We start from the raw sequence: 12,430 nt of genomic DNA on the forward strand, positions 1-12,430 counted from the left end.
ATTTTATAAAGAGAGGCGACGAGGGAGATCCCTAGCCGCCCATCCCCTATTTAGTCTAGACCGACTTCGTCATTGACGATATCGAATGCTTCCATGACCTCTTCGAAGTCTTCATCGTCTTCGACGAGCTTCAAGATGAATTCGCCATCTTCAAGTTCTTCAATTTCAAATGCGTATACTTCGATTGTGTCTTCATCTTCTGTTTCCGGAGCGCCAACCGGTTCGAGCACGACGAATGTCTTCTTCGAACGGTCGCTTGTCATACGGAAAATTTCTGCAAATAAATGCTCGTCTCCATTTTCATCTGGAATACGGTACATTTCTTCTTCACGACGGATTTCTGCCATGAGAGATTCCTCCTTTATTTCCCGGAACGATCCAGGTAGTTTTGTAAAATCATCACGGCCGCCATTTTGTCGATGACCGCTTTTCTCTTTTTCCGGCTTACATCTGCTGAAATGAGCATCCGTTCCGCTTGCATCGTCGTTAATCGTTCATCCACCAACACGCAAGGTAAGCCTGTCTGCTCTGTGAACGCCTCGGCAAATGCCTCAGACGCCTCACCACGCGGACCGATTGTCCCGTTCATGTTTTTCGGATGACCGACGACGACTTCTTTCACATCGTACTGCTCGATAAACGGACGAAGGAGACGGACGGCTTCGTCAAAGTCGGGTTCAGTCCAGTAGACCGTTTCCACACCTTGCGCCGTCCATCCCATCAGGTCACTTACTGCGACACCAATTGTCTTCGATCCGACATCGAGTCCCATGACTCGCTTCATATTAATCCTCTCTACGATCGTTCAAATACGATTTGACCAACTCTTCGAGAAGTTCATCCCGCTCAATTTTGCGAATCAAGTTTCGCGCATCATTATGACGTGGGATGTAGGCGGGGTCACCTGATAATAAGTATCCCACGATTTGATTGATCGGTTGATAACCTTTTTCCTCGAGTGCTTGATATACCGTAATCAGCGTCTCACGTGTGTTAGCACGTTGATCATCTTCTGGAAAATTGAATTGCATCGTGCGATCCATTTGGCTCACAAGAATCCACCTCTTTCCGTTTGCACTTCACACTCTATTATGCCAGTGATTGAACGTAATGTGAAGCAAACTTCAATGCTTCGTCCAGTTTTGTTGCGTCACGGCCACCTGCTTGTGCCATGTCTGGACGTCCGCCACCACCGCCGCCACAGCGTGTTGCGACTTCTTTAATGAGTTTTCCGGCATGGAAGCCACGGTCGTTCAAGTCTTTCGTCACACCTGCGACGAGGTTGACCTTCTCACCGTTCGCCGACCCAAGGATGATCACGGCAGAGCCGAGTTTTCCTTTCAAATCGTCGACCATGCTTCGGAGGGCATCCATGTCTTGTCCATCGACACGCTTCGCGATCAATTGGACGTCACCGATTGTCTCGATCGCATCCGTCAATGAAGAAGCTTCGATGTTCGCGAGTTTCGCTTTGAGCGACTCTGAAGCACGCTCCACGTCTTTGATTTCAGCCTGAAGTGCTTGAACACGTGCTGGAACTTCGAGTGGTTTCGTTTTCAACAGTTTCGCCGCCGCTTCGAGCGTCTCGATTTGCTGGTTCATCACTTCGTATGCGCCAGCCCCTGTGACCGCTTCGATTCGACGTGTTCCTGCGCCAATTCCTGACTCAGACAAGATTTTAAAGAGTCCGATTTCAGCCGTATTGGATACGTGGCACCCACCGCAAAGTTCAACCGAGTAATCTCCAGCAGATACGACGCGAACGACATCGCCGTATTTCTCGCCGAAGAGTGCCATCGCCCCTTTTGCTTTCGCATCAGCGATGTTCATTTCTTCGATGTCGACACCGATCGATGCCCAAATCTTCTCGTTCACTTGACGCTCAATCGATTGAAGCTCTTCTGGTGTCACTTGTCCGAAGTGAGAGAAGTCAAAACGAAGACGGTCTGGTGTCACGAGTGACCCTGCCTGATTGACGTGCTCACCGAGTGTGTCTTTGAGTGCACGGTGCAAGAGGTGCGTCGCGGTATGGTTCTTCACAATCGCTTGACGTGAGTCTTGGTCAACCGTCGCTGTCACTGCCACTTCCGCTTTCGCGACGCCTGACTCAACTGTGACCGTATGCAAGTTTTGGCCGTTCGGTGCTTTCGAGACATCTTTCACGCGAAGAAGGAAGTCTTCCCCAACGATTTGTCCTTTGTCCCCGATTTGACCGCCGCTCTCTGCATAGAATGGCGTTTGATCAAGGATCACTTGCGCTTCTTCTCCTGCTGCAACCACGTCGACGAGTTCCCCGTCGTGAATCAAGCTGACGATTTTCGCGTTCGTCTCAAGATTGTTGTATCCGAGGAACGTCGATGGCATCGTAATATCCGCGAGTACGCCAGATTGGATTTGCATCGATTCGACGTCAGCGCGTGCTTGACGTGCACGTTCACGTTGCTCGTTCATCGCTTCCTTGAAGCCGTCTTCATCGACCGTCATATGATGGTCTTCTGCATATTCGATTGTCAATTCGAGTGGGAAGCCGTACGTGTCATAGAGACGGAACGCATCTTGACCACTGATCACGTTTGAACCTGCAGCTTTTTGCGCTTTCGCGACTTCGTTCAAGATTGCGAGTCCGTCGTTCAACGTTTCATGGAAACGCTCTTCCTCGTTCTTGATGACTTTCTTGATGAAGTCTTTCTTCTCGTTCACTTGTGGATAGAAGTCGACCATGATGTCACCGACGACGTCAACGAGTTCGTGCATGAACGGGCGCTCGATGCCTAGCATCTTCGCATAGCGAACCGCACGACGGAGAAGACGACGGAGGACATATCCACGTCCTTCGTTCGACGGGAGTGCCCCGTCACCAATCGCGAACGATACGGTACGGATGTGGTCAGCGATGACTTTGAACGCCACATCCTTGCTGCTGTCTTGACGATACACGTCTCCACTGATTTTTTCTGTTTCACGAATAATTGGCATGAAGAGGTCTGTATCGAAGTTTGTCGGTACGTCTTGAAGGACGCTCGCCATCCGTTCGAGTCCCATCCCCGTATCAATGTTTTTACGTGGAAGCTCTGTGTAGTTGCCGTGTCCGTCATGGTTATATTGGCTGAATACGATGTTCCAAATTTCAAGGTAACGCTCGTTCTCCCCGCCTGGGTAGAGTTCAGGATCTGTCGGGTCGTCTCCGAACGCAGGACCACGGTCGAAGAAAATTTCGGTGTTCGGACCAGATGGGCCTTCCCCGATTTCCCAGAAGTTATCTTCAAGTGGGATGATGCGGTCAGCCGGCATGCCGAGGTTCAACCAGATTTGTTTTGATTCTTCATCGTCTGGGTGAATTGTGACCGAGAGACGGTCCGGGTCGAGACCGTACCATTCATCACTCGTCAACAGTTCCCAGCCCCATGTAATCGCTTCTTCACGGAAGTATTCTCCGACTGAGAAGTTCCCGAGCATTTCGAAGAACGTATGGTGACGTGCCGTCTTCCCGACGTTCTCGATATCGTTCGTACGAATGGATTTTTGTGCGTTGACGATACGTGGGTTTGCCGGGATGACACGTCCATCAAAGTATTTCTTCAATGTCGCGACACCTGAGTTGATCCATAAAAGGGTAGGATCTTCGACCGGTACGAGTGACGCACTCGGCTCAACGCTGTGACCTTTTGATTTGAAGAAATCTAAGTACATTTGGCGAATCTGTGCGCCAGTCAATGATTTGAGCGGTTTCATGAACAATTCCTCCTTATTTCTGAACGAAACGAAAAAAAGCGATGCCTGCCCCTGTGGAAAGGGACGAAAGCATCGCTTCGTGGTACCACCCTCGTTCGCACGGTAAACACCGTGCCTCGAACATCCGTTAACGTGGATGAGGCGCCCAGGTTGAGTGGGGACTCCAGAATAGCTTCGGTCGGCCGACCTCCATCTTCTCGCAGCCAAGGAAGATGTCTCTGTAGAGGCGGTGACGACGTACTCATTTCCTTCATCGTCTGTATCGTTTCAGTTATCTATTCGTCATTATCACACGCGCTTATGAAGACGTCAAGACTTCCCGCCTAAGCGCTCCACCAATTTCGTTCGACGAACCGGCTCTTCTTCTCGTGTTGCTGCCTCGAGCGCTCGTACGTCTCCAAACAACAGTAAACTTTTCTTCGCTCGCGTGACGGCCGTATAAATCAAGTTCCTCGACGAGCGGAAGCCACCCGTGAAGAAGACCGGCATGAGCACAATCGGAAATTCGGAGCCTTGTGACTTATGGATCGTGATGGCATATGCGTGGGTGAACTGGTCCCATTCACTGCGGTTATATTCGACTTCTGTCTGATCGAATCGGATATAAATTTTATCGACTTTATCGACGTTCTCTTTTGCGAAGAAAATATTTGTGATTTCACCGATATCTCCGTTATAGACGTTCTCTTCGGCGTTGTTGACGAGTTGTAGCACTTTATCGCCGTTTCGGTAAATACGTGTCCCGTGCTTCACTTCACGGGCGCCCGATTTCGGATTGAATACGTTTTGGAGCGCCTCGTTCAACCCGTCGATTCCACACACACCTCGATACGTCGGAGCGAGCACTTGGATATCAAATGGCGAATAGCCTTTCCGAAGGGCCGCACCTGCCATCTGACAAATCGCTTGAAGCGCCGTCTCTTGGTTCGCCGTATAGAATCGACGATCCGGGAGCGCCGCCAATAAATCTTCCGGCATTTTTTTAGCGTTCAACGAATGGGCGAGTCGCAAGATGCTCGACTCCGACGCCTGACGGTGGACGACGTCGAGTCGGACGACCGGAATCCCGTCCGTCGCCATCAAATCAGCGAGCACTTGACCCGGACCGACCGAAGGAAGCTGATCGCGGTCACCGACGAACAAAATCTTCATGCCGTTCGGTACCGCCTTCAGCAAGCTCCTGAACAAGAAAATATCAATCATCGATGCCTCGTCGACAATGAGTACTTTTCCCACGAGCGGATTCGTCTCATCGACTTGGAACGAACTTCCGTCAAACTTCAACAGACGGTGAATCGTCGATGCCGGGAGACCCGTCGATTCACTGAGCCGTTTTGCGGCACGACCCGTCGGTGCGGCCAACACGAACGGGAACGGTTGGTTCGGGACGGGTTCGAGTTTCCAGTCGAAGACATCACTCAGTGCATGAATGATGCCTCGGACGACCGTCGTCTTCCCGGTACCCGGACCTCCCGTGAGGACCATGAGCGGTGATTTGAGCGCGAGTTCGATTGCCTCTCGTTGTTGTGTCGCGTATTCGATTGAGAACATTTCTTCGACACGCCCGACCGCGTCAAAGATTGTCGTCATATCCACGTCCTCCGTCGTCGATGTCGCCATGATGCGCGCCAACTCTTCTGCCGCCTTCCGTTCGGCGCGGAACACGCGAGGGTGATAGACGACCCCGTCATCGATGACGACCCGTTCTTCTTTTGCGAGCGATTCTAATGCTGTGACGAGCGCGTCACCTGGGTCCGCCCCGATGATACGTGGCATCTCCGCTTCGAGTTGCTCCGCTGTCACATACAAATGACCGTTTCCTTGTTCGAGTTCCAACACGTAAAGGACCGCTGCCGCGATACGTTCGGGATGAATCCCTTGAATCCCAAAATGCGCGGCGATGGCATCCGCTGTCTTGAATCCGATTCCTTGCACATCATACATGAGCGCATACGGATTCTTCTCAATCGTTTCCATCGCCCGTCCTTCATATTCTTTATGAATTTTCGAGGCGAGACGCGGCGTGACGTCGAATGGGGCGAGAAACAACAACAGTTGGTCGACGCCATACAAGACGTTCAGACGTTCCGTAATGACGCGCGCCTGCTTTTCTTTCAATCCGTCGACTTCCGAGAGAATACTCGGATGCTTCACGATTTGGTCGATACAATCATCCCCGAGTGTATCCGCAATCTTTTGAGCGGTCTTTTGACCAATCCCAGGGAAGGAACCGTTCGTCAAAAAACGGACGGCGGCACGTTTTGTCATCGGAACGACGCGACGAATCCAATCCGCTTTCATCTGTTTCCCGAATCGAGGATGCTCGACGAGGCGACCGTGCGCTTTATACGTCTCTCCCTTTTCGATGCCGACTCCGACGCCAGCGATGACCATCTCGGTCTCGTCCGTCTCAAAATTCTTTTCTTTTATTCTGACGAGCGCAATGGTGTGCGCTTCTTCTTCTGATTGAAACAGGACTCGAATGACTTTTCCAGTCAACTCGTAAGGTGCTGCCATCATATCCGACACCTCCAGCTATTTTTCCATCATTCATTATAGCCCGAGATGAATCGATTGAACAAATGCCCTAGTCGAACAGACTCAAGATTTGCTCGATTCTGTCGAGGTCGACGACTTCTAATATGCGAATGAGTTGTTCAAGGTCGACTCGGTCCAAGATGCGCTCGACTTGTTCGAGGTCCACCTCTTCTATTAAACGTTGTATCCGATCCAAATCACCTGACGCCTCGTACGCTTCAAGTTTTGTAAAGAGTTCGGTCTTCTCGATACGAATCGAATCCTCCAACATCCCTCTAGCTCCAAATAAGACGAGACCGATGACCGCTAGTTGAATCAACCAATTCGTGACGACTTTCCAAAACGGGACGGTCTGTCCGATGAACGGGATGAGCGGAATGAACGTCAATTGTAAGAGCAAGATCCCGACTTGGACATATACGTTTGGAATCAACAACCCTAGAATCGCAAGAAGCAATGGAACGAACCATCCGACCCCGACATGTTCCGACGTGAGTTGCCAAGACTTTTGTTCCGAGTACACATAATGGACACCCCACCCGACAACGAGAAGCGCCACAAACAGAATGAGTAGTAACGTTAATAGTCCACGCGGCTCGACGACCACTTGATATAAAATCGTGTTCGTCCACTTTCCTTCAGCAAGTCGCTGATTTACCGTTTCAAATAATTGCGTGAACCATACATACTCGATTATGAAAAACAAGATGACACTGACCATGCTATATTTTCGCAAACGATTCGACCTCCTTCTATAAGTTGTCATTCCCTCACTTTCAGACAGCTAGTCGCGTTTTTGATTGATGGAAAGCGGGAACTGTTCGAATGACACATTGAAGGAGGCGTCATATATGGGTAAACGAATTCCAGTCAGCGGTCTATGTGAGCTTGTATTAGAAGTGACAGATATGGAAGAAGCCGTTTCGTTTTGGTCTGAAAAATTAGGTCTCCCCGTCGTCGAACAATGGGTGGGAGACGATGCGGAACCGAGTGAATCGCAAGAACAGGCAAATGAGCCGTGGGCAACGTGGCTCTATATCGGAGGAAACACACGACTTGGACTTTGGCTAAAGCGAGATTTCACCGAGGAAGAGGACGCCAATCGAAAACAAGACGTGACCGAGTGGGACACGCTCTATGATGAAGGTGGAGTCCACGTCCACTGCGCGTTCTTCGTGCCGATGGAGTCGTTTGAAAAGGCACTCGAGATTTTGGATGAGACCGATGTACCCGTAAAATTACGGACGTGGGACGAAGATGAAACGAAGAACGGGAAAGAACGGTCGGCGTACTTCAAAGACCCGAGCCATAACATCATTGAATTGTACACGAAAAATATGGACGAGGCTTACGGTGATTTCGCCGGGGAACCCGTCAAGATTACGACGAAACAACTTTAACTGAATCAGGCGAGAATTCTCCCTCCTCTAAGCGTCTCGGGGCGAAGCACAGCGTAGGTGGGAGATGAATCGCCCGTCTTGGCAAGATTCCAATTGCTTGATTTAATCAGTGTAACTAATCAAAAGGACTGATATATCGATGAAAATGGATACAAATAAGCATTCAGTCTTTCTTCTGAATTACCACCTCGTCTTGGTGGTCAAATTATAGACGACAAGTGATCGACGACGACGTCTCGGAGTTCGCGAGACAGACATTCGAAAGGATTGGCGCGTCATACCACATCACACTGACCGAATGGAATCATGACGGCGATCATATCCATGTGTTGTTCAAAGCCCACCCGAACACAGAGATGTCGAAGTTTTTGAACGCTTACAAGAGCGCGAGCAGCCGACTGATCAAGCGAGACTTTCCGCACGTCAAGAGACGACTGTGGAAAGAAATGTTCTGGTCTCGAAGCTATTGCCTCGTGACGACCGGCGGTGCGACGATCGACGTCATCAAGCAATACATCGAAAAACAAGGAAAGGAGTGATCACTTTGCTGAAGGCGTACAAGTTTCGACTATACCCGACAAATATACAACAAGAATACTTCATGAAGACGTTCGGTTGCGTTCGTTTCGTCTATAATAAGATGCTCGAAGAACGCATCCGACTGTATGAAGAGTCGAAGCTGAACCCCGACGCAAAGCAGAAGCTCCCGACCCCGGCGAAGTATAAGCCCGAATTCCCTTTCTTGAAAGAGGTCGATAGCTTGTCTCTGGCGAATGCCCAGATGGACTTAAATAAGGCATATGCCAACTTCTTCCGCGACAAATCTGTAGGGTTCCCGAAGTTCAAATCGAAGCACAGCGACCGCGCCTCCTACACGACCAACAATCAGAACGGGAGCGTCCGCATCGAAGACGGCAAGGTGAGACTTCCTAAGATCGATTTCGTGAAGTTCAAGCAACATCGTTCTTTCGAGGGAATCATCAAGTCCGCGACCGTGTCGATGACGAAGACGGGGAAATTCTTCATCTCCATTCTTGTCGATCAAGATGAGGAAAGGTGGATTCCTGCTAAAAACAAGATTGGAATCGACCTCGGTCTTGAGCACTTCGCCATCATGACGAATGACGAAATGGTCTCGGAGAAGATCGACAACCCCCGACTCCTCCGGAAGTCGGAAGCGAAGGTCAAGAAGGCGCAGCGCGCGCTGTCACGCAAGAAGATCGGGAGCCGGAACCGGGAGAAAGCCAGGCTGATCCTCGCCAAGAGACATGAGAAGATCGCGAACCAACGCAAGGACTTCCTTCACAAGCTGTCGAGACGGATCGTTGACGAGAACCAAGTCATCGTCGTGGAGACATTGAAGTCGAAGGACATGATGAAGGATCACAAGGTGGCGAAGTCCGTCGGGGATGTCAGTTGGCACGAGTTCGTCCGTCAACTCGAATACAAGTCAAACTTCTACGGACGGACGCTCATCAAGGCGGATCAATGGTTCGCATCGACGCAGATCTGTTCCACTTGCGGCGTGAAAGGCGAGAAGAAGGCGATGGATGTCCGTGAATGGACGTGTGCTTGTGGCACTCATCATGACCGAGACATCAATGCGAGCATCAACCTATTGATGTTGGCCGACTGAACATCCTTCAGGGTGGGAACCACCCGACGAGCTTGGTAAACAATCGTAGCTAGTAAAAGTACGGTCTTCCCAAGAAGCTCCCACTTCAATTTGCGAAGCAAATAAGTGGCGAGTAGTTCACTCACGAGCACTAAAAAAAGTGCCATCGCTCCATTGCGATGGCATTTTCCTATTCAAGAGATTAGTTTCCGAGCAGTGCATCCATCTTCGCGATGGCGTCTCGTGCGAGTTCGTGATCTGGTTGCATCTCCAAGACACGTTGAAGCTCCGCATACGTCCGTTCCTGGTCACCTAAGAACGCATAAGCGATTGCCAAGTTATAGCGAGCGTCTGTATGGCTTGCATCGAGGTCGAGCGTCTCTTCTAATGCGACGACCGCCTCTTCTAACTGTTCACTTTGTGCGAGTGCGAGTCCGTACTGGAACGTGATTTCTACGTCTTCAGGCGATTGCTTTTTCGCTTCGCGCAGGCGTGGCATCGCACGAACGAAGTCACCCATCGCTTTGTACGTCAAGCCGAGCATGAAATGAAGATCGGCATCGTCCATTCCAGACAGGAGCGCTTGACGGAGTGAGGCCTCCGCCGACTCCAATTGCTCGAGTTCATAAGCGAGAGCACCTTTCGCATAGTGCGCGGCACCGAACGAACCATCGAGTTCGATCGCCTTGTCATAGAAAATGACGGCACGATCGTAGTCGTTGATGGCCTGAAGCAACGTTCCCATGTTGACGAAGCCAGTCGGGTCCGTCGGGTTCGCTTCAATCGCCTCATTGAAATGTTTGGCCGCCTGTTCGAATTCACCTTGCTGCATCGCTTGGATGCCTTGTTCGTTTGCGTTCATATTCAATCACCTCATCCGATATAGTCGAGTCGTTTCCCGTTTCGATACGCTTCGTCGATTGTCGCCCCACCGAGACAGACGTCGCCATCATAGAAGACGACCGCTTGTCCAGGTGTGATGGCACGTTGCGGCTCATCGAACTTGACGAGTACTTCTCCGTTTTCAAGCGGGGCGACCGTGACCGGCACGTCTTGTTGACGATAGCGGAATTTCGCCGTCGCCCGGAACTCGCCAGTCGGAGCAGCCCCCGTCCAAGAGAGTTTTGAAGCGAGAAGCGCATCTGAATAGAGTGCGTCGTGATGGAAGCCTTGTCCGACGAACAAGACGTTATTCTCGACATCTTTTCCGACGACGAACCAAGGGTCCCCGTCGCCACCGATTCCGAGACCGTGACGCTGTCCGAGCGTATAATACATCAAGCCGTCGTGACGTCCTTTGACGACACCGTCGAGCGTCCGCATCTCACCAGGTTGTGACGGAAGGTATTCCGATAAGAACTCTTTAAAGTTCCGTTCACCGATAAAGCAGATCCCGGTCGAATCTTTTTTCTTCGCCGTTGCAAGGCCTGCTTCTTCAGCAATCACACGCACATCTTTCTTGTCCATATGACCGATTGGGAACATCGTCCGCGCGAGCTGATCTTGTGACAATTGATTCAAGAAATACGTCTGGTCTTTATTGTCGTCTTTCCCACGCAACAAGCGGTGTTCTCCGTCGACATATTCCACTTGGGCGTAATGACCTGTCGCGACAAAGTCCGCACCGAGTCGAAGGGCATGGTCAAGGAATGCCTTGAATTTGATCTCTTTGTTACACATGACGTCCGGGTTCGGGGTGCGACCGAGACGATATTCCGCCAAGAAATATTCAAATACGCGATCCCAATATTCTTTCTCGAAGTTGACCGCATAGTAAGGGATCCCGATTTGGTTCGCGACGGCGATGACGTCTTCATAGTCTTCTGTCGCCGTACACACACCGTTCTCGTCTGTGTCATCCCAGTTTTTCATAAAAATCCCGATGACGTTGTACCCTTGCTCTTTCAACACATGGGCCGTCACCGATGAATCGACGCCACCTGACATACCGACGACGACTGTCGTCTCTTCAGGGGCTTTCGTGCGTAAATTCATCTATCTCACTCCGTTCATAAATGTCGAGACGACTTCTTGTAGTCGCTCCGCGAGCCGTTTCGCGTCCTCGACCGAGTTGCCGTGGCCAAAACTGATTCGAACAGACTGACGCGTCCGTTCTGAATCCCCGTACATCGCCGACAATACATGGGACGGTTCAACCGACCCCGCCGTGCAGGCACTTCCGCTCGAAATCGCCATGCCCCGCATATCCATCATGATGAGGAAGGGTTCAAGGTCAATTCCAGGAAGGTATAAATTCACGATGTGAGGTAAACGATTCGACCCGTTCACCTCATAAGTTACGCCTAGTTCGTCAAGGCGCTGACGGAGCGCCGTATCGAGCGACTCATAATGAGCCACTCGGGTCTCACGTTCTGCCATGACGAGTTCAGCTGCTTTTTGGAATCCGACGGCACCCGGAACATTTTCCGTGCCGGCTCGACGTTTACGTTCTTGTTGTCCACCAAAAGAACGTGACGCTAATTTTACACCTGTTTTCATGAAAAGAAAACCGATACCTTTCGGTCCATTCACTTTATGTGCGGATGCCGACAATAAATCGACATGAACTGCCTTCACATCAATCATTTCTGTACCGAGCGCTTGTACCGCATCGGTATGAAAGATGGCTTGATGGTCTTGTAACAACTCCCCGATCTCCTGAATCGGTTGACGTGTCCCGACCTCGTTGTTACCGTACATGACCGATACGAGAATCGTGTCATCCCGTAATGCCGCACGCACCGCGTCGACAGTGACGGCTCCCGACGCTTCGACATCGAGATACGTGACATCGAAGCCCTCGCGTTCGAGTTGCTCCATCGCGTGAAGAACGGCGTGATGTTCGACTTTCGTCGTGATGATATGTTTTCCTTTTTCTTGATGGGCATATGCCGCACCGAACAAGGCATAATTATCCGACTCTGTCCCACCTGACGTAAAGACGATCTCGTTCGGTGAAGCACCGATCCATTTCGCAAGGACACGACGTGACGAATCGAGCGCCGCCCGGGCGTTACGTCCAATCCCGTGGATGCTCGATGCGTTCCCGTACGTATCTAAAAAGTAGGGTGTCATCGCTTCGAGGACTTCTGGTCGCATCGGTGTCGTCGCAGCGTGATCAAAATAGTTCATCTAAAGTCACCTC

The 12,430-nt window shown here is 50.8% G+C and carries 11 protein-coding genes and 1 pseudogene; 3 read left to right on the plus strand and 9 right to left on the minus strand.

What is annotated here, in order from left to right; translation table 11 throughout:
- Positions 1-50: 50 nt before the first annotated feature.
- The 6 genes from KNO87_RS05400 to KNO87_RS05425 form a co-directional block, all read right to left on the minus strand.
- Complete coding sequence (locus tag KNO87_RS05400) at positions 51-347, minus strand: DUF1292 domain-containing protein (RefSeq protein WP_078146594.1); 297 nt, start codon at positions 345-347, stop codon at positions 51-53.
- A gap of 14 nt (positions 348-361) precedes the next feature.
- A complete protein-coding gene (gene ruvX, locus KNO87_RS05405; protein ID WP_214789243.1) occupies positions 362-784 on the minus strand; it encodes a Holliday junction resolvase RuvX in 423 nt (140 codons plus the stop codon).
- A 1-nt stretch (position 785) separates the two neighbouring features.
- Positions 786-1,052 (minus strand): IreB family regulatory phosphoprotein, encoded by a 267-nt coding sequence (locus KNO87_RS05410; protein ID WP_015881196.1) that lies wholly within the window; start codon positions 1,050-1,052, stop codon positions 786-788.
- Positions 1,053-1,089: 37 nt separating this feature from the next.
- Positions 1,090-3,732: an alanine--tRNA ligase gene (gene alaS, locus KNO87_RS05415; RefSeq protein ID WP_214789245.1), complete on the minus strand. Its 2,643-nt coding sequence runs from the start codon at positions 3,730-3,732 to the stop codon at positions 1,090-1,092.
- Positions 3,733-4,041: 309 nt separating this feature from the next.
- The gene (gene recD2, locus KNO87_RS05420; RefSeq protein WP_251126505.1) at positions 4,042-6,249 is read right to left on the minus strand and encodes an SF1B family DNA helicase RecD2; all 2,208 of its coding nucleotides are present in this window, start codon (positions 6,247-6,249) and stop codon (positions 4,042-4,044) included.
- A 70-nt stretch (positions 6,250-6,319) separates the two neighbouring features.
- Complete coding sequence (locus KNO87_RS05425) at positions 6,320-7,006, minus strand: hypothetical protein (RefSeq protein ID WP_214794274.1); 687 nt, start codon at positions 7,004-7,006, stop codon at positions 6,320-6,322.
- Positions 7,007-7,121: 115 nt separating this feature from the next.
- Here KNO87_RS05425 and KNO87_RS05430 point away from each other — a divergent pair, with 115 nt between their 5' ends.
- From KNO87_RS05430 to tnpB, 3 genes and pseudogenes are all read left to right on the plus strand, one after another.
- Positions 7,122-7,670 (plus strand): VOC family protein, encoded by a 549-nt coding sequence (locus KNO87_RS05430; RefSeq protein ID WP_214789251.1) that lies wholly within the window; start codon positions 7,122-7,124, stop codon positions 7,668-7,670.
- A gap of 139 nt (positions 7,671-7,809) precedes the next feature.
- A pseudogene (tnpA, locus tag KNO87_RS05435) lies at positions 7,810-8,209 on the plus strand (IS200/IS605 family transposase).
- Between the two features lie 5 nt (positions 8,210-8,214).
- Positions 8,215-9,306, plus strand: coding sequence for an IS200/IS605 family element RNA-guided endonuclease TnpB (tnpB, locus tag KNO87_RS05440; protein WP_214794276.1), 1,092 nt, complete (start codon positions 8,215-8,217; stop codon positions 9,304-9,306).
- Between the two features lie 181 nt (positions 9,307-9,487).
- Here the strand turns inward: tnpB and KNO87_RS05445 are convergent, their stop codons facing one another.
- From KNO87_RS05445 to KNO87_RS05455, 3 genes are read right to left on the minus strand one after another with little or no spacing between them, the layout of a single operon-like run.
- Complete coding sequence (locus tag KNO87_RS05445; RefSeq protein WP_031421459.1) at positions 9,488-10,147, minus strand: tetratricopeptide repeat protein; 660 nt, start codon at positions 10,145-10,147, stop codon at positions 9,488-9,490.
- A gap of 11 nt (positions 10,148-10,158) precedes the next feature.
- Positions 10,159-11,280 carry a tRNA 2-thiouridine(34) synthase MnmA gene (gene mnmA, locus KNO87_RS05450; protein WP_214789256.1) on the minus strand — a complete coding sequence of 374 codons (1,122 nt, stop codon included), beginning with the start codon at positions 11,278-11,280 and terminating at the stop codon, positions 10,159-10,161.
- Positions 11,281-12,417 (minus strand): cysteine desulfurase family protein, encoded by a 1,137-nt coding sequence (locus tag KNO87_RS05455; RefSeq protein WP_214789258.1) that lies wholly within the window; start codon positions 12,415-12,417, stop codon positions 11,281-11,283. It abuts the gene before it with no gap.
- Positions 12,418-12,430 lie beyond the last annotated feature (13 nt).

The organism is Exiguobacterium sp. s34 (assembly GCF_018617435.1).
In the GTDB taxonomy this organism is placed as follows: Bacteria; Bacillota; Bacilli; order Exiguobacteriales; family Exiguobacteriaceae; genus Exiguobacterium; species Exiguobacterium aestuarii.